This window comes from Allostigmatella hybrida, assembly GCF_020103775.1.
GTDB classification, from domain to species: domain Bacteria; phylum Myxococcota; class Myxococcia; order Myxococcales; family Myxococcaceae; genus Hyalangium; species Hyalangium aurantiaca.
In genome coordinates this window covers 200,503-217,694 of the sequence record NZ_JAHXBH010000007.1, presented here as the reverse complement: position 1 = coordinate 217,694, position 17,192 = coordinate 200,503, and the positions used below count along the sequence as shown (strand labels likewise).

Below are 17,192 nucleotides of genomic sequence, written 5' to 3'. Positions count from 1 at the left end.
ATTGCCCGTGATTCGCGTGGTGACGCTGGACCCCTTCGATGACAAGCTGCTGGCCAAGTTCAGCCGCACGCTCTACACGGCGTTCGGCGTGGGCAGCGAGAACTCGGGCAGCGTGGAGCTGCCCTCCGGCCAGTCCGATCCCTTGGATGCCGAGAAGGTGCTGGAGCAGCTCAAGGGCGTGCGGGCCTACAAGGACGACAAGGTCCTGGTCCTCACCTCGCGCAAGCTGAAGGACCGGCAGCTGCCCAGCGGGACGGCGCCCACGCACGGCTTCGCGCGGTTCGGCAAGGACCGGGCGATCATCTCCACCCACGGCCACAAGGACCTGGAGGCGGGCCTCAAGGCCGTCTCCCGGCACGCGCTGCACCAGCTGGGGCACCTGTGGGAGCTGCACCACTGCCTGGATCCGCGCTGCGCCATGTACCCGCCCTGGACGCCGTCGTTCTCCGCGGGCGAAGCGAGCTTCTGTACCTTCTGCCGCGAGAAAAGTGAGCAGAAGATCCGCCTTGCCAAGTCCTAGCCGCACCCTGCGCGCCCTCCCCCGGGTGGAGCTGGGAGGGCTGCTGCTCGTGGCGGTGCTGTGCCTCGTCTTCCAGCTGCGGCTTCCCGGACGGCTCCCCACGGAGGCGGACCACCGCGCCGTGCGCGAGCACCTCCAGGCCCAGCTGCGCCCCGGGGACGCCGTGCTGCTCTTCCCTGGGTGGACGGAGCGCGCCCGGCTGTTCGTGCTTCCGGAAGTCCCCGTGTACGGCCACTGGGGCTCGGACCGTGAGGACCTGAAAGACCATCCGCGCATCTGGGTGCTGGCCCAGCCGGAGCTGCCCCGGGCGGATGCAGCGGCCTTTCAGGAGGCGTTCCTGCCGGGCCGCACCGTGGCGGGCGAACGCTTCCAGGCCGGCCCGCTCACGCTGACGCCCTACACGAATGGCCGGTACCGGCCGCGGCGCTGGAGCGCCCTCCAGGCCTTCGCCACCGCCCGCGTCTACCTGGAGTCCCCGGAGGGCCAGCGCCAGCCGTGCCCCTTCAACGGCCAGGCCTACCGCTGCCCGGGAGCGCCCTACCTTTATATGGCGCCCGAGTGGCATGAGTTCCACTACGCCCCCCGCCGCTGCCTGTGGATGCACCCGCCGGGCGGGGCCGGGCGGCTGGTGGCGGAGTTCGACGGGGTGCCCGGGGGCACGGGGCTCCGGCTGGAAGGAGGCCTCATCGCCGAGGCCGCCGTGCGCAAATCCCCAGCCCTCTCCCCCACGCGGATGGGCGTGGACGACGCGCAAACCCGCGAGCGGCTGCTGGAGATCGCCCTGCCGCCCGGACTGGAAGGCGTGCAGCAGGCGGAGCGGACCCTGCCCCCGGGTGCGCCGCGCACCGTGAAGGTCTGGACCCAGGCCACCCGCGCGGAGAGCCGGCAGGTGTGCCTGGACGTGTCCGCGCTGGGGCCCGCGGGAGGCGGGACGTGATGCTCGGACGGGCTCCGACACGCGAGGAGCGGCGCCTGGCCTGGGGCCTGGGGCTGCTGGCGTTCGTGGCCCTGCTGCTGGCCGAGCGCGCGGTGGGCTTCGTGCGGGACGAGGGCATCTACTTCGCCGCCGCGGAGAGCTACGCGAACTGGTTCCGCCTGCTCTTCCACGCGCCCACCACGGCGCTCACGGACACGGCCATCGTCCGCGCGTACGACATCAACCACGAGCACCCGGTGCTCATGAAGCAGCTCTTCGGGCTCTCGCAGCTGCTCTTCCACGAGACGCTGGGGTGGCTGCGGCCCGCCACCGCCCTCCGCCTGCCCGCCCTGCTCCTGTCGGCCTCGGTGCCCTCGCTCCTGTTCCTGCTGGGCAGCGCGCTCTACGGGCGCGCCGCGGGGCTCTTCGCCGCCCTCAGCTTCCTGCTCGTTCCCCGCCATGCGTTCAACGCGGAGCTGGCGTGCTTCGACCTGCCCGTGGTGGCCATGTGGCTGCTCGTGGTCTACGCCTTCTGGCGCGCCCTGGAGGATGTGCGCTGGGGCTTCTGGAGCGGCCTCCTCTTCGGGCTGGCGCTCGCCACCAAGCACAACGCGCTCTTCCTGCCCTTCGTCCTGGCCCCCTTCGCGCTCTGGCGCGCATGGACGGAGAGCGCGCATGAACCCGCGGCCCGCGAGGGGCTCGGGCGCTTCGTGGGCGTGTTCTCCGCCACCGCGCTGCTCTATGGCCTGCTCTTCGTGGCGCTGGGGCCCGAGGGCTTCGTGCGGAAGTTCTTCCTGCTAAGCCCCCACGTGCTGCTCTTCGTGGCCATGGGCGGGGGCGCGGCCTGGGTGCTCCTCGGGCTGTACCGCACCCACGCGCCCACGGCCCGGGCGCTGCTGCCCCTCGCCGCCTTCGCGGTGGCGGGGCCCGTGCTCTTCTACCTGCACTGGCCCTACCTCTGGCACCACCCGGTGGAGCGCGCGGCCTGGTACCTCGCCTTCCACGCCCATCACGAGCACTACCCGTGGTTCTACCTGGGCGAGCTGCTCCGCGCGCCACCCTTCCCCCTGGCGTACGTGCTGGTGAAGACGGCGCTCACCGTGCCCACGAGCCTCTTTGCCCCCATGGTGACGGGCTGGCTCGCGGTGGTGGGCCGGGCCCTGCTGAGCCTGTCGTCCCGCACGCGCGCCTGGGTGCAGCCGCCGTCCCTGTCCGAGGCCCTGGTGGCCGTGAACGCGGTGGCCTCCCTCCTCATCATCAGCCACCCCCAGGTGCCCCACTTCGGCGGGGTGAAGCACTGGATTCCCTCCATGGCGTTCCTCGGGCTGCTGGCGGGGGCCGCGGTGGTGCGCGGCTGCAACGCCCTGCTCGAGCGGCTCCGGGCCCACCGCCCCACCCTGCCCGCCTGGGCGCTCCAGGCGCCCGTGTTCGCCCTGCTGATGCTGCCGGCGCTCGTGGGGCTCGTGCGGGTGTTCCCCTACGGCACGGGCTTCTACTCGGAGCTCGCGGGGGGCGTGCCCGGGGCGGCCTCGCTGGGCATGCAGCGCCAGTTCTGGTCCAGCCACGTGACGGGCGTGCTGCCGTGGATCAACGCGAACGCGAAGCCCGGGGCGCGGGTCTACTTCCACGAGGTGACGGGCTACTCGGTGCGTGACTACCAGCGCAACGGCATGCTGCGGCCCGACATCCAGGCGGTGTGGAGCCCCTTCGAGGCGGACCTCGTCGCGTACCAATACCACCAGGAGTTCCGCTACCAGGAGTTCGAGATCTGGCAGGCCTTCGGCACGCGGACGCCCGTCACCGGGCTCTACGTGGACGAGACGCCGCACATCATCGTCTACCAACGGCCGGGCGCCTGACGCGGCGTATCAAAGTTCGCCAGGAAACGGCCCCCCTGCTCCGAATCACGGCCTTTGCGGGGAGAAGGCCCCCGCGGACATACATTGGCCTCACAGGGAGGGGACACATGACGCGATGGCCATGGGCCGCGGCGGTGTTGGTACTGGCAGTGGGCTGCAACCGGGAGGGAAAGGAGGGCTCCACGGCCCGGGCGGAGCTCCGGCGCGTGAGCGGCTCGACCCTGGAGGTGATTCCCCACGACGGGCAGCTTCCCTACTGCCTGCTCTACACGGTCTCCCAGAAGGGCGTCATCCGGCAGCTCACGATGACGCGCGAGAACCGCTCCATCAAATGCGAGACGGGGCGCCCCATCGCCAACACGAGCTTCCGCATCCCGGCGCAGGAAGGGCCGGTGAAGCTCTACGTCATCTTCTCGGACCAGCGCATCCCCGCGGGCTCCGTGGCCCAGCAGCTCTATGAGCTCCGGGACCGGCCCAACGTGTCCGGCATGGACTTCCGCCTCCACGGCCAGGCCTTCGTCGAGCAGCTCGAGTTCACCCCGGAGGACGATGTCGCGCCCGTCACGGGGGGCGTCGTCGGACAGCAGGGCGAGGTGACCGACGGCACGGAGGCCCCGCCCCCGGACGCCCTCGAGGCGGCCCCGCCGGAAGACGGCGGCACCTGAGCCCTCCGGGGGAGTCCCTGGCACCGGGCGCAGGGACGCTCCCCCGCCTCAGGCGCCTCTGGAGAAATGGACCCGCTTGCGCTAGGGTTGCCTTCCAACCTGAGGAGCGCTGCAACGGGGACTTCCCGCCAGGCTCAGGTTCATGTAACGGCGCTCGCTGACTCGTGGCTGGTGGCCCGGGTGGCGAGCCCACCCCTCAAAAGCCCCAGCTCCGTCCTATTCAGGAGCAATACATGAGGGTCGTCACGGACAAGAAGTTCACCGACTACAAGGTCGCCGACATCTCGCTGGCGGACTGGGGCCGCAAGGAGATCGCCATCGCCGAGACCGAGATGCCCGGTCTGATGGCCATCCGCGACGAGTTCGCCAAGACGCAGCCCCTCAAGGGCGCGCGCGTCGCGGGCTCGCTGCACATGACCATCCAGACCGCGGTGCTCATCCAGACGCTGGAGGCCATCGGCGCGGAGGTCCGCTGGGCCTCCTGCAACATCTTCTCCACGCAGGACCATGCCGCGGCGGCCATCGCCGCCAACGGCACGCCGGTGTTCGCCTACAAGGGCGAGTCGCTGGAGGAGTACTGGGACTACACCCACCGCATCTTCGAGTGGGCCGACGGCGGCTCGCCCAACATGATCCTCGATGACGGCGGCGACGCGACGCTGCTCGTCCACCTGGGCGCGCAGGCCGAGAAGGATCCGTCGGTCCTGGCCAACCCGGGCAGCGAGGAGGAGACGGTTCTCTTCGCCGCCATCAAGAAGCGCCTGGAGACCCACCCGGGCTGGTACTCGAAGACGGCCCAGAGCATCCAGGGCGTCACCGAGGAGACCACCACGGGCGTGCATCGCCTCTACCAGATGGCGAAGGAAGGCCGCCTGAAGTTCCCGGCCATCAACGTCAACGACTCGGTCACCAAGTCCAAGTTCGACAACATCTATGGCTGCCGCGAGTCGCTGGTGGACGGCATCAAGCGCGCCACGGACGTGATGATCGCCGGCAAGGTGGCCGTGGTGGCCGGCTACGGCGAGGTGGGCAAGGGCTCGGCGCAGGCGCTGCGCGGCCTCCAGGCCCAGGTGTGGGTGACGGAGATCGATCCCATCTGCGCGCTCCAGGCGGCGATGGAGGGCTACCGCGTCGTCACCATGGACTACGCGGCGGACAAGGCCGACATCTTCGTCACGGCCACCGGCAACTACCGCGTCATCACCCACGAGCACATGAAGCGGATGAAGCACAACGCCATCGTGTGCAACATCGGCCACTTCGACAACGAGATCGAGATCGCCGAGCTCAAGCAGTACAAGTGGGAGAACATCAAGCCGCAGGTCGACCACATCATCTTCCCGGACAACAAGCGCATCATCCTGCTGGCCGAGGGCCGGCTGGTGAACCTGGGCTGCGGCACCGGCCACCCCAGCTACGTGATGAGCTCGTCCTTCGCCAACCAGGTGCTGGCGCAGGTGGAGATCTTCGCCAACAAGGGCAAGTACAAGCCGGGCGTGTACATGCTGCCGCGGCACCTGGATGAGAAGGTGGCCCGCCTGCAGCTCCAGAAGCTGGGCGCCATGCTGACCGACCTCACCGATGACCAGGCCAAGTACATCGGCGTGGCCAAGAGCGGTCCCTACAAGAGCGACCACTACCGGTACTAAGCCGCTCCCCGTTTCGCCTTCAGGCCCCCTCCCCGCTCTGCGCCGGGGTGGGGGCTTTTTCATTTCCTCCGGCGGCTTTTGACCGGCGGACACCGCCCTGTCCCCTCCGGGCAGGCTTGCGCTCACGGCAACATCGAGAACCCACCAACAAGCCGAGAAAGCGCAGCTCTCCCACTTTCATTGAATTTCCCGGATAGGCACAACGAGAGGCGTGGGGGACGCCCCTTCGCCGCGTCCCGCCGGAAAGAAAGTCCGCGATGAGCAAGCCAGAAGTCAGACATCGCCCAGGCCTTCACCACTTGCGCTTCAAACAGCATTCGACGTTCTGACCGTAACAATAATAAATATTGCTTTCTCAGAATACATGCATTTTCCTTCTGTTTCCGCGGAACGCGAGAGCCGCTCCGCGTCGCAGTGTATCCCCCGAAAGGAAGTCCGACATGAGCAAGAGCCTGGGTGGTCGTCGTCAGTGGCTGGTGGGTGCGGTGACCGGTCTGTCGCTGCTGGGTGCCTGTGGCGCCCCGCAGGAGACGGCCGGAGAGTCCACGGAGCTCAGCGCTCCGGAGGCCACCGCGGGTGACATCTCCGCGCGGCTGTCCGCCGGGACGTCTTCCTTCGGCGCCCAGAGCGAGGTGAGCGTCACCATCACCCTCACCAACGTCTCCCACCGCGCGGTGAGCCTGCTGTCCTGGCACACGCCGGTGGATGGCCTCAAGGACGACCTGCTCGAGGTGACGCTCAACGGCGCCCCCGTGGAGTACACCGGCCGCCACTACAAGCGCGCGGCCCCCCGCGCCGAGGACTTCCTCACGCTGGCCCCCGGCGAGAGCCTCACCCGCACGGTGGGCCTGTCGGACGCGTATGACCTGTCCCGCAGCGGCAACTACGCCGTGAGCTTCTCCGGCTCGCACCACGCCGAGAGCCCCGCGCTCCACGACTCCTTCGCCTCCAACAGCGTCTCCCTGTGGATCGAAGGCCGTCCGGGCCGCGAGAACGGCTACGAGGCGCAGGATATCCGCGCCCAGGGCCTGACGACCTCGACCAACTGCAGCGCCTCCCGGAAGACGGACATCACCAGCGCGTTCTCCGCGGCCCAGTCGATGGCGAACAACTCGCTCAGCTACCTCACCAACACCACGCCCGGCGGCACCCCGCGCTACACCACCTGGTTCGGTGCCTACAGCAGCACCAACTGGAACACGGCCAAGTCGCACTTCAGCGCCATCAAGAGCGCCTTCGACACCAAGTCGGTGGTGGTCGACTGCGGCTGCACGGACAGCGCCTACGCCTACGTGTACCCCTCCCAGCCCTACAAGATTTACGTGTGCAACGCGTTCTGGGGCGCGCCGATGACGGGCACGGACTCCAAGGGCGGCACGCTGGTCCACGAGATGAGCCACTTCAACGTGGTGGCCGGTACCGACGACCACGCCTACGGCCACACCGCCGCCAAGCGCCTGGCGACCACCAACCCCAAGAACGCCCTGGATAACGCCGACAGCCACGAGTACTTCGCCGAGAACACTCCCGCACAGAACTGACGCGCAAGCGGCGGTTCTCGGGTAGTGAGCAACGGGGGCGGAAACGCCCCCGTTTTTCTTTTTCGCGGGTGGCCCTCCCCGGGCCCCCTGGAGACGCGATGAACCGGAGACATGTCCCTTGGCTCGCCCTGTCCTGCCTGGCGTTCGGCGCGGGCGCGTGTGCCTCACGCAAGGAGGAGACCACCCCCACGCCCCCCCCTCCCCAGCAGACGGCGGCCGCTGAGCCCCAAGGAACCCCCGTGGCCCCTTCCCTGACGTGCGAGATGAGCGTGCCCCCCCGGCTCAAGGTGGGCGTCCCCGTGGAGCTCCGCTTCAAGCTGATCAACCCCACAGCCCAGACCGTGTACGCGCTGAAGTGGCACACGCCGCTGGAAGGGCTGCGCAACAACTTCCTGGAGGTGAGCCGCGACGGGACCGAGGTTCCCTACCAGGGGCCGATGGTGAAGCGCGCGGACCCCAGCGCGGAGGCCTACGCCCCCCTCGCCCCGGGCGGCTCCCAGGAGGCGCAGGTCGATGTGTCGCTGGCGTATGACTTCACGCAGCCCGGCACGTACCGCATCGCGTTCCGGGGCACCTTGATGGACCTGGTCACGTCCCAGGCGGACGTGCCCCGGAAGATGGACGCGTTCCAGTCCGTCGAGATCCGCTGCCCGGCGGTCGAGACGGTGCTCACCGCCGGCTGAGAAGAAACGGGGCGCGTCCGAAGTCCGCGCGCCCCTGCTGAATCACTTCTGGGACTGGGCCGTCGGGTAGCAGTCCGGCGGCCGGAGGCTCGCATCCTTCCCCGTGGGGAAAGGCTCGAGGCAGCCACCGGGATCCGGGCAGAAGCCGCAGTCCTCGGTGCACGAGAAGCAGCTCTCGTTCTGGCCGCAGATGCCATCTCCGCAGACCGAACAGGTGCCACAGTCCTGGGAGCACGAGTCACAGCTCTCGTTCCACCAGTTGCAGATACCGTCCCCACAGACCGTCGGACGCGCGCAGTTCACCGGCTGGTAAGCGCCGCCATTGCCCGTGTAGGCGTACGTGTCCATGGTCCCATGGCCATCGACGGCGCCGAAGAGCCCACTGTCCGAACGCGCCACCGCTAGGTACGTCCCCTGCGGCACGCCCAGGGCGTCATACCAGCCGAAGCCGTGCTTCGTGCAGATGTGCTTGAAGGGAACCTGGGCGGGGAAGTTGCTCTGCACCCAGTTCACATCCCACTCGGTGAGGGTGGCGAGCTGCCACTGCTCACACTTGCCCAGGTTCTGGCACAGGGCCGAGTCGGGGCCAATCCGGATGACGATGAACCCGGTTCCCACGCAGGAGATGCCCAGGCGGAAGCGGCCCGTGTCCGGCAGGTAGACCACGCGCGTGTCTGGGTTTCGGCCGTGGTAGTCCGAGGACAGGTATTGGGGCATGCCCGGTACCGTCGTCTCCGATTGACACGGTCCTGGGTAGTCATTGCTGCTGGCGGCTTGCGTAGCGGTGGCAAGCGCCGCCTCGGCTGGGGCCTCCGCCTCCTCCACCACGCCACAGCCCACCCACGAGAGGGCAGTCAAAACAACGGGAAGCCAGCACTGACGAATGGCCATGATTCGCCTCTTTTCCTGTTTAAAACAGCTATTCACGACCGTGATACGCGAAAATTACAGCCGTGTCAACCTAAGGCGGCGCCTTCACGGGGATGCGCACGGGAGAAGAGAGCGTCCCCGCTCCGAAAGAAGGCGGGTTAGCGTCCTCGTGGCACAACGGCCCGAGGACGTCCCATGCCGCGGTACGAGTTCAAGGAAGGCAGTTCCAGCAAGTTCTGGGAGATCACCCTCTCCGGCAGCGCCTTCACCACCCGCTGGGGCCGCATCGGCACCGAGGGGCAGGAGAAGACCCAGCACTTCGACTCTTCAGCGGAGGCGCGAAAGGAGCACGACAAGCTCATCCGCGAGAAGGAAAAGAAGGGCTACGAGCTTGCGGGGGACGCCGGAGCGGAGGCCGGTGACGGCGAGGCCACCCCGTCCGCCACCAACCCGGCGCTGGAGGCCGCGATCCTCGCGGATCCAGACAACGTCGAGGCGTATCTCGCCTACGGCACCTGGCTGAGCGAGCAAGGCGATCCGCGGGGCGAGCTCATCGCCCTGCAGCACGCGCTGTCCCAGGCGAGCGGCACGGAGGCCAGCAACCTCAAGCGAAAGATCACCGTGCACCTCAAGACCCACCAGGAGCACTTTCTGGGGGAGCTGGCGGAGGCGGTGGAGGATGAGGAGCTCTCGGTGGAGTGGTACCTGGGCTTCATCCGCTCCGCGCGCGTGGCCAAGAAGGACTACGACTCCACCCGGGACATTCCCGACACCGCGCTGGAGCTGCTCACGCACCCCTCGGCGAAGTTCCTCCGGGGGCTCACCATCGGCATGGCGGAGTTCGATGGTGAGAACGTCTACGACAGCGTCATCGAGAAGCTCGCCGAGGCCGGTGGCTCGAAGACGATCCAGGATCTGTTCATCGGAGACTTCCAGTACCCGGACGAGATGGAGATCTCCTGGTCCCACCTGAACGACGTGTCGCCCCTGCTCCAGGTGTTGCCGGCCCTGCGCACGCTGCGGCTGCGGGGCGCTTCGCTGGAGCTGGGGAAGCTCCACCTGCCCGAGCTGCGTGAGTTCACCGTGGAGACCGGTGGCCTGCCCCTGTCCGCGGTGAAGTCCATCGTCACGGCGAAGTGGCCCAAGCTGGAGCGGCTGGAGATCTGGTTTGGCAGCGAGAACTACGGCGCGGAAGGGGGCGTGAAGGACATCCGGCCCCTGCTCGAAGGCAAGGGCGTGCCGAACCTGAAGCGGCTGGGCCTGCGCAACTCGGAGTTCACGGACGCGCTGTGCGAGGTGCTGCCCACGGCGAAGGTGCTCCCGCAGCTGGAAACGCTGGACCTGTCCATGGGGACCATGTCCGACAAGGGCGCAGGTGTCCTGGCGGAGCACGCGGCGGCCTTCTCCCACCTGCGGGAGCTGGACGTCACGGAGAACACCCTCACCCCGGCGGGGCAGAAGCTCGTCGCGAAGCTGGCAGGCACCGTCAGCGCGGGCAACCAGCGCGAGTACGACGAGGAATACCGCTATGCGGCGGTAGGCGAGTAGCCCGCGATGGCGGTGGCCCCTCCGTTCATCCTCATCGGCAACGCGGAGAACCGCCGGGTCACCCTCTTCCAGGAAGCCTTGGCGGGCCAGGGCCTCCCCCCAGCCCACGTGGTCTCCTGGAGCGAGCTGCTCTCCCGTGAAGGGCGGCTCGAGGAACTCCCGGACACCGAGGCGATGGTCCGCATCGACTCGGCGGGAGAGAGCTGGGAGGTGGAGAAGGCCCTGCTGAAGCGCGGCTACGCGGACGCGCTGGAGCACGGGTGCTCCGTCCTGACGCCGGAGGAGGTGGACGCCCTGCCCCTGGACCTGGGGCGCATCCTCTGTCCCCGGCAGCACCACCTGGGCTTCCTACGGGTCCTGGCGCAACTGGAAGCCCTCTTCGCGCGGCGCCCCCGCTGGCGCGTGCTCCAGCCTCCGGCGGCCATCGCGGACCTCTTCGACAAGCGCATCACCTCGCGCCGCTACGCGGCCCTGGGCGTGCCCGTGCCCGAACCGTTGGAAGGCGTCACGGACGTGGCGTCCCTCCGGGCCCGGATGCACGAGGCCGGCTGCCGCGAGGTGTTCGTGAAGGTGTCGTGCGGCTCGTCCGCCTCGTGCCTGGCCATCTTCCGGCGAGGGCGCTCCACGGAGTCGCTGGTCACCACCATCGAGCAGGCGGAGACGGGCTGGTACAACTCGTTGAAAGTGCGCCGTATTCAGGAGCCCCGGCGCGTGGACGAGGTGCTGACGTTCCTGCTGCGCGAGGGCTCCCAGGTCGAGCGCTCGATTCCCAAGGCCCGGCTGGGCGGAGACTTCTTCGACTGCCGGGTGCTGATGGTGCGCGGCGAGCCGGCCTTCACGGTGGTGCGCCAGAGCCACCGGCCCATCACCAACCTGCACCTGGGCGGCTGGCGCGGCGACCTGGAGGACTTCCACGCGGCGGTGCCCCCGAACCGGCTCGCGGATGCGATGGAGAGCTGCCGCACCGTGGCGCGCGCGCACGGCTGCCTGCACGTGGGCATCGACCTCATGTACGAGGAGCACTTCACGGGGCACCGCGTGCTGGAGGCCAACGCCTTCGGAGACCTGCTGCCCCGGCTGTGGCGCGACGGCCTCAGCGTGTACGAGTGGGAGATCCGCGAGGCCCTGCGCGGAGCCTGAGCCCTCAGGGGGCCGCCGGGGCCCTCCAGAGCGGCGCCGTGGGGACACGCTCCAGGATGCCGGAGCCGAAGACGCGGTCCAGCTCCAGGTACTCCAGGTGCACGTAACCGATGTGGCACCCACAGGTCTGCTTCGAGCAGGGCCGGGGCTGCAACGCCGCATCGAAGTCCGGCGCATAGATGTTGCCGATGGGCTCGGGGATGAAGTGACACCGGCGCGCGGTGCCCTCCCCGTCCACGGAGATGACGGACTCCCCTCCCCGGCAGGCGCGGCCCAGGCTGGGGTGGCGCGTGTTATTCACCGGGAAGAGCGGATCCACCTGGCTGAAGCGGGCCACCTCCTCGGGCGTGTAGGGCTTCTCCTTCCCGTCCTTCACGGCGTTGATCCACAGGTACGTGTCCGGCGGTAGCTCGCGGCGCAGGGCCTCGGCCTCCTCGGCGAAGCGGACGAACCCCACCATGCCCGCGCTGTGACGCACACCGAGCGCGGACAGCGCCTCGCACTGGGCAACGAAGCGGCGGCGCTTGCCCCACTCCGGGTGATAGGTAGCCCAGATGCCCAGCTTCTCCGTCTTGCAGCGCGGGACCCAGTCCAGCTTGCAGGAGAGGTTCGTCTGAATCGCGGCCCGCTCCACGTGGGGCAGGTGCGTGAGCCGGGCGAGCGCCTCCTGATACCAGGGCCAGATGAGGGCCTCGCCCCAGGGCGTGAAGAACACGGCCAGCGTGTCCTGGGTGCGCGACTCCGCCCAGGCCAGGAAGCGCTCCAGGTCCGCCCGGTCCCGGGCCAGTTCCTCCTCGGTGTGCTTCCACTTGCCGAAGGGGCAGTACTCGCAGCCGTAGTTGCAGCTGGACAGCGGGCCCCGGTAGAGCACGGTGAGCTTCATCGCCAGGAGTACTCCTGCATCCGCTCGCGCACCCCGCCCGAGTGCAGCCAGGGGCCGATGAGGTCCGAGCGCTCCACCCCTTCCGGCGTGAGCAGGACCCTGCCCTCCCCCCGCCGGGCCAGGCCGTGCGCCTCCAGCTCCGCCAGCTCCGGGAAGTCCTCCCATGCGCTGGCCCGGAAGCGCTCCTGGTAGACCGCCAGGTCCACGCCGTCCGCCAGCAGGGACAGGAGCATGTACCTCCGGCGCTGCTCCCCGGCATCCAGCTGGAAGCCGTAGCCCACCTCGCCGAAGGAGGCCTCGGTCCGCTCGCTGTACGCGGCGATGATGGAGCGCACCTCGCGAGAGCCCACCGCGTACTCGGACGAGTAGTGCACGCCCTGCGTATACGAGCGCGCCCCGCACCCGAGCCCCACCATGCCGTCCTCCTGGCACCGGTACACGGGGCCCTGTGAATCCGGCGCATGGCGCGCCCGGAACATGCGCATGGAGACCTGGGCGTAGCCCTGCGACAGCAGGAAATCGCGGCCGGCCCGGTAGAGCGACAGGCGCAGGTCGTCCCACGCCCGGCCCTTCTTGCCCAGGAAGGTGAGCGGCCGGACGTACAGGGGATAGAGGTAGAGCTCCTCGGGCGCGAAGCGCAGGGCGGCCCGCAGCGAGAAGAGCAGGCTGTCCACCGTCTGCCCTTCCATGCCGTAGATGAGATCGATGTTGAGCGTGGGAAAGTGAAGGCTCCGGATGAGCTCCAGCGCGGCCTCCACCTGGGCGGTCTTCTGGGGCCGCTTCACCGCCGCCACCTCCGCCTCAAGGAAGCTCTGCACGCCGATGCTCACCCGGTCCACGCCCCGGGAGTGCAGCGCCTGGAGCTTCCCGGCATCGAGGGTCTCCGGAGAGACCTCCACGGAGACGGGGATGTTCCTCAGGTCCGCGCCCATGACCCCTTCGGCCAGGTCGAACACCGTGTGCAGGCCGGCCACATCCAGCAACGTGGGCGTGCCCCCGCCGAGGGCGGCACGGGCAAAGGTGGCAGGCCCGAGGGCTTCCTTCACCCGGCGTGTCTCGCGGCCCAGCGCGGCGAGGTACCCCTCCACGACGTCCTGCCTCGGCCCTGCGGCGGTGAAGAGGTTACAGAAGCCGCAGCGCATCTCGCAGAAAGGCACATGCAGATAGAGGAACAGCGCCTCGCGCCGCTCCTCCGCCCAGACGGACTCCAGCGGGAGCGCGGGCGAGAACGGCCGGTAGGCCGTCTTGTGCGGGTAGCCATAGAGGTACGCCACGTAGGGCGTCTCCTCCAGCATCTGCTCCAGGCGCGTCATGGGGGGGTCTCTCGAGGCAGCAGAAACTCAGCATAGGGCACCGTCCACACGACGGGGTGGCCCAGGCGGTGGCCGGTATGGCCGTCCTCCCCATAGGCGGTGCCATGGTCCGAGCAGACGATACAGAAGGTGGGCCCCCGGCGCCGCAGGGCGGCGAAGAGGGGCGGGAGCTGGGCGTCGACATACTCCAGTGCTGCGGCATGCGAGGCCCGCGAGTCCTGCGTGGCGCCGGGCAGGTAGTGGCGGTTGGGCTGGTGCAGCGCCGACACGTTCAGGAAGAGAAAGACCCGCTGCTCGCGAGGCAGGGCCTCCAGGCGGCTCACGGCCAGGGACACCTGATGCTGGGTGGAGTGAGGCTCTCTCACGCCCAATTCAGGATGCCAGTGACTCTCCGCGAAGAGCCCGGGAAGCACACGGCCCAGGGGATTGAGCTTGTTGAAGAAGCCCACGCCTCCAATACAGAGCGTGTGGTAGCCCCGGCCGGCCAGCCCCGTGACGAGGTCGGGTGCATCGAAGACGCACGTCCCCGGGGCTGTCGTCTCACTGCCCTCGAAGCGCATGGCGAACAACCGGGGGTGAAGCCCCGGGGCCACCGGCGTCGGCAGGAACCCGGCGAAGAAGGCGTGATGCGCGGCATAGGTGAAGCTCGCGGGTGAGTGGCGCTGCTCCCAGCGGCCCCCCGGCAGCAGCGCGGTGAGGACCGGCGTCCTTCCCCGCGCGGCGAGTTCCTCGGCCACGTCGTAGCGCAGGGTGTCCAGGGTCAGCAGGAGCAGGTCGTGCGAGCCGACCACGGTCGTCATGTCCATCGGGCGAGCACCTCCGCGAAGTCCTCGATGCGAGCGGTCATGCGCTCCACGGTGAACATGGGTGGCGGCAGCTCCCGCGGCCACTCGCGGCCATGGGACACCCAGCAGGTCGCCAGCCCCAGGCGGGCCGCTCCGGCGATGTCCCGCTCGGGGTCGTCTCCCACGTGAAGCACCTCGCCGGGAGCGCGGTCCACCCGGGCAAGCGCCGCCTGGAAGATACGGGGGTCCGGCTTCTCCGCCCCCACCTCCCCGGAGAGAAAGACGTCCGGCAACAGTTCCACGAGCCGGGCCTGGGCCAGCTTCGTGCGCTGCACCCGGCCGGAGCCGTTCGATACCACGGCCACGGGCCGCCCGGCCGTGAACGTGCTCAGCCACGCACACACCCCGTCATCGGGGACGACCAGCCGCGGCAGCCGGGAGGACATGTCCTCCCAGAGTGCCTCGGGGGTGAGCCCCAACCCCGGACACGCGGCCGTCACCTGGTGGCAGAACACGCTCCGGTCGGAGCCGCCCCGGCGGTCCCAGGCGTGAATGTCCGACACCAGCGCGGCCCGGCGGGACGGGGGGAAGGCGGCGGGGTAACGCGCGATGAGGCCGTCCACGTAGCGCGCGAAGGCGCCCGCACGGTCGATCAGCGTGTCATCCAGGTCGAAGAAGACGGCCCGGGGCCGCATCCGGGCATTCCTCCCAAGGGAGGACAGGATATGCCGCCCAGCCCAGGTGAGCCAGGGCCGTCCCCTCCCCTGGCAGAGTCCGCTCGAAGAGCCCTGAGCGGACACATGTCCCCTCTGGCTCAGCCCCCTGAGTGGCCCTTTTGGGGTAGCTCGTGGAAGAAGATGCCCTCAAGGCCCAGGCTCTGGACGGCATCTTTGAACCGCTCGGTCCCCACCAACACAGTGGAAAAATTGGCCAATCGAAACAAATCACTCTGGCGAGGCAGAGATTCCGCATCGAGCAAAGGCGCTTCCGGAAGAGCATGGCCCGTGCGTCCACACCGCGAGCATGGAGGAGGACGCGCAGGCAAACATTCCTCGTACAACCGTCCTAATGGTTCGAGTTGGAGTTCGACCAGTTCGGGCAGGTGGGTCTTCCGGCGAAATGTCAGCTCGGGTCTGCATCCGTTCAGGCCTTTCACGCCTGCTTTCGCCAGCGACGCCATGGCCTCTTGGCTCACGAACAACACCCAAGGCTGCTCGAAAAAGAATGCACCAAACTCACCTTGGGCGGTCCCCACCGAAGGGCCCAGGCTCGTCCCAGGTGGAAGCAAGGCCCCTTTGGGAAGCAAAGGGCGAACACTCTCACGCAAGCGCTCGAACTCCTCGATCGGTTCGGCACGAGGCTTGGTGAACTCAGCCTGCTGCGGATGGTTCGAGAGGTCCACGCAGGGATAGGACATCCCGGCTTCGGCCCAGGTTGCTCCGCATTGGGAACACTTCACCCCGGGAAGCAGCCACTTCGACACCACTTGCATGTCTCCCGTGAGTGCTTTGCCTGAAGCCTTTTTCACTGCGTAGAACCGCACAGCGCTGCCTTTCTCAATGACAATGCGCGAATGAGGAAGTTCATGGCGATGCTTCAACGTGACGCCGCCGGAACTCGTCGCGCAGTTGCTGCATGTAGCCCATCGCCTCCGGGGTACCCTCCGCGGGTGCCCAGGGAGCGAAGGACTTGTCATTCGCTGGAGCGTAAGGCCCATTCTTCACTTCGAAGAGCACGGTGTCCGGCGCCAAGGCTATGAGGCCATGGAAGATGCCGGGCGCGAGATCCACTCCGAAACGCTCCCCCGTGGCATCCAACGCGAGGCAGTCCCTCACCCGCCCATCCTCCTCGAAGGTAAAGAAGGCCAGCGCCCCCCGGAGCACCACCCAGGCCTCGGCCTTGGGCGGATCCAGGTGACGGTGCGGGCGCACGTAGCTGTCCGGCTGGACGACGTTGAGCATCCGGTGCAGCAGCTCCGACTCTCCCTTGTGGAAGGGCAGGATGATGCGCCGGCGCGGGCTTTCCCGGGACGCCTCCGCGACCTCGTCGACCAGGCTCCGTGACAGAACGACGAGTTCGCCTTCAGGGGCGTCCAGGGCACGGCGGAACGAAGCGCTCATGGGCAAGGAGCCGACCACAGCGCCTTCCTCGCAGCCAGCCCTTCCTGACGCCCGAAGATGCTTGCTTTGAGCTTTCCGCCTGGCTGCCCTCCAGGCGGCACGTGGCCTGACACTGGTTGTCAAACGGAGGGGCACCCACCGTTGGCTTGAACACGACAAGGCCCGTACCCAGGCCTTGCAGGAGAACCGCCATGGCGAAGCTGATCCGTGAGGTCATGACCCGCGATGTGGGGGTCGTCCGTCCGTCCGACACCGTGCGCGAGGCCGCTCAGAAGATGCGCGACCTGGACGTAGGTCCCATCCCCGTCTGTGACGGGCAGCGCGTGCAGGGCATGATCACCGACCGCGACATCGTGGTGCGCGCCATCGCCGAGGGGATGGATCCCGCCCAGACGCGCGTGGCCGACATCATGACCAAGGGGATCCAGTACTGCTTCGATGACGATGAGGCCGAGGAGGTCCTCGAGCGCATGGAAGAACAGCAGCTCCGCCGCTTCATCGTGGTGGACCGCAACAAGAACCTCGTCGGCATCGTGGCGCTGGGAGACCTGGCGGGCGAGGAGAGCGGCCAGCGCGTGGGCAAGACGCTGGAGGGCATCTCCGAGCCCGCGAGCCACGCCTGAGGCAGGCCGCGGGAGCCCAGGCTGCGCTGGGCTCCTGACGGAGGAGGCTCGGGCCGCAGTCCAGTCCGGCGCTCCCC

General features: G+C 68.5%; 17 protein-coding genes and 1 riboswitch. Of the genes, 10 read left to right on the top strand and 7 right to left on the bottom strand.

All coding sequences use genetic code 11. The features are described 5' to 3' along the window. The first annotated feature begins 7 nt into the window (after nt 1-7). The 7 genes from KY661_RS15160 (at nt 8) to KY661_RS15130 (ending at nt 7,833) form a co-directional block, all read left to right on the top strand. Complete coding sequence (locus KY661_RS15160) at nt 8-520, top strand: hypothetical protein (protein ID WP_225410876.1); 513 nt, start codon at nt 8-10, stop codon at nt 518-520. After that, nucleotides 507-1,457 (top strand): hypothetical protein, encoded by a 951-nt coding sequence (locus KY661_RS15155; RefSeq protein ID WP_225410875.1) that lies wholly within the window; start codon nt 507-509, stop codon nt 1,455-1,457. Before KY661_RS15160 ends, KY661_RS15155 begins: the two co-directional genes overlap by 14 nt. After that, nucleotides 1,457-3,295, top strand: coding sequence for an ArnT family glycosyltransferase (locus KY661_RS15150; RefSeq protein WP_225410973.1), 1,839 nt, complete (start codon nt 1,457-1,459; stop codon nt 3,293-3,295). The genes KY661_RS15155 and KY661_RS15150 overlap by 1 nt, the downstream gene beginning before the upstream one ends. 107 nt (nt 3,296-3,402) lie before the next feature. Beyond that, complete coding sequence (locus KY661_RS15145) at nt 3,403-3,960, top strand: hypothetical protein (protein WP_225410874.1); 558 nt, start codon at nt 3,403-3,405, stop codon at nt 3,958-3,960. A 95-nt stretch (nt 3,961-4,055) separates the two neighbouring features. Beyond that, nucleotides 4,056-4,123: riboswitch (S-adenosyl-L-homocysteine riboswitch) on the top strand. Nucleotides 4,124-4,193: 70 nt separating this feature from the next. Next, entirely contained in the window at nt 4,194-5,609 is a 1,416-nt protein-coding gene (gene ahcY / locus KY661_RS15140) for an adenosylhomocysteinase (protein WP_225410873.1), read from the top strand. Nucleotides 5,610-6,049: 440 nt separating this feature from the next. Beyond that, nucleotides 6,050-7,150, top strand: coding sequence for a M35 family metallo-endopeptidase (locus KY661_RS15135; RefSeq protein ID WP_225410872.1), 1,101 nt, complete (start codon nt 6,050-6,052; stop codon nt 7,148-7,150). A 98-nt stretch (nt 7,151-7,248) separates the two neighbouring features. Beyond that, nucleotides 7,249-7,833 (top strand): protease, encoded by a 585-nt coding sequence (locus KY661_RS15130; RefSeq protein ID WP_225410871.1) that lies wholly within the window; start codon nt 7,249-7,251, stop codon nt 7,831-7,833. Nucleotides 7,834-7,875: 42 nt separating this feature from the next. Here the strand turns inward: KY661_RS15130 and KY661_RS15125 are convergent, their stop codons facing one another. Next, on the bottom strand, nt 7,876-8,724 hold the full coding sequence (locus tag KY661_RS15125) for a hypothetical protein (RefSeq protein ID WP_225410870.1): 849 nt from the start codon (nt 8,722-8,724) through the stop codon (nt 7,876-7,878). Nucleotides 8,725-8,898: 174 nt separating this feature from the next. Here KY661_RS15125 and KY661_RS15120 point away from each other — a divergent pair, with 174 nt between their 5' ends. After that, nucleotides 8,899-10,251, top strand: coding sequence for a WGR domain-containing protein (locus KY661_RS15120; RefSeq protein WP_225410869.1), 1,353 nt, complete (start codon nt 8,899-8,901; stop codon nt 10,249-10,251). Between the two features lie 6 nt (nt 10,252-10,257). Continuing rightward, on the top strand, nt 10,258-11,391 hold the full coding sequence (locus tag KY661_RS15115) for an STM4014 family protein (protein ID WP_225410868.1): 1,134 nt from the start codon (nt 10,258-10,260) through the stop codon (nt 11,389-11,391). Nucleotides 11,392-11,395: 4 nt separating this feature from the next. Here the strand turns inward: KY661_RS15115 and KY661_RS15110 are convergent, their stop codons facing one another. The 6 genes from KY661_RS15110 to KY661_RS15085 form a co-directional block, all read right to left on the bottom strand. Next, complete coding sequence (locus KY661_RS15110; RefSeq protein WP_225410867.1) at nt 11,396-12,274, bottom strand: STM4011 family radical SAM protein; 879 nt, start codon at nt 12,272-12,274, stop codon at nt 11,396-11,398. Continuing rightward, on the bottom strand, nt 12,271-13,587 hold the full coding sequence (locus KY661_RS15105) for an STM4012 family radical SAM protein (protein WP_225410866.1): 1,317 nt from the start codon (nt 13,585-13,587) through the stop codon (nt 12,271-12,273). Before KY661_RS15105 ends, KY661_RS15110 begins: the two co-directional genes overlap by 4 nt. Further along, nucleotides 13,584-14,393: an STM4013/SEN3800 family hydrolase gene (locus KY661_RS15100; RefSeq protein WP_225410865.1), complete on the bottom strand. Its 810-nt coding sequence runs from the start codon at nt 14,391-14,393 to the stop codon at nt 13,584-13,586. Before KY661_RS15100 ends, KY661_RS15105 begins: the two co-directional genes overlap by 4 nt. After that, complete coding sequence (locus KY661_RS15095; protein ID WP_225410864.1) at nt 14,384-15,067, bottom strand: HAD family hydrolase; 684 nt, start codon at nt 15,065-15,067, stop codon at nt 14,384-14,386. Before KY661_RS15095 ends, KY661_RS15100 begins: the two co-directional genes overlap by 10 nt. Before the next feature lie 119 nt (nt 15,068-15,186). Beyond that, nucleotides 15,187-15,972: a SitI6 family double-CXXCG motif immunity protein gene (sitI6, locus tag KY661_RS15090; RefSeq protein ID WP_225410863.1), complete on the bottom strand. Its 786-nt coding sequence runs from the start codon at nt 15,970-15,972 to the stop codon at nt 15,187-15,189. Continuing rightward, nucleotides 15,956-16,492, bottom strand: a complete 537-nt coding sequence (locus KY661_RS15085; protein WP_225410862.1) for a WbuC family cupin fold metalloprotein — start codon at nt 16,490-16,492, stop codon at nt 15,956-15,958. Before KY661_RS15085 ends, sitI6 begins: the two co-directional genes overlap by 17 nt. Nucleotides 16,493-16,683: 191 nt before the next feature. Here KY661_RS15085 and KY661_RS15080 point away from each other — a divergent pair, with 191 nt between their 5' ends. Continuing rightward, nucleotides 16,684-17,115 carry a CBS domain-containing protein gene (locus KY661_RS15080; RefSeq protein ID WP_225410861.1) on the top strand — a complete coding sequence of 144 codons (432 nt, stop codon included), beginning with the start codon at nt 16,684-16,686 and terminating at the stop codon, nt 17,113-17,115. Nucleotides 17,116-17,192: the final 77 nt, after the last annotated feature.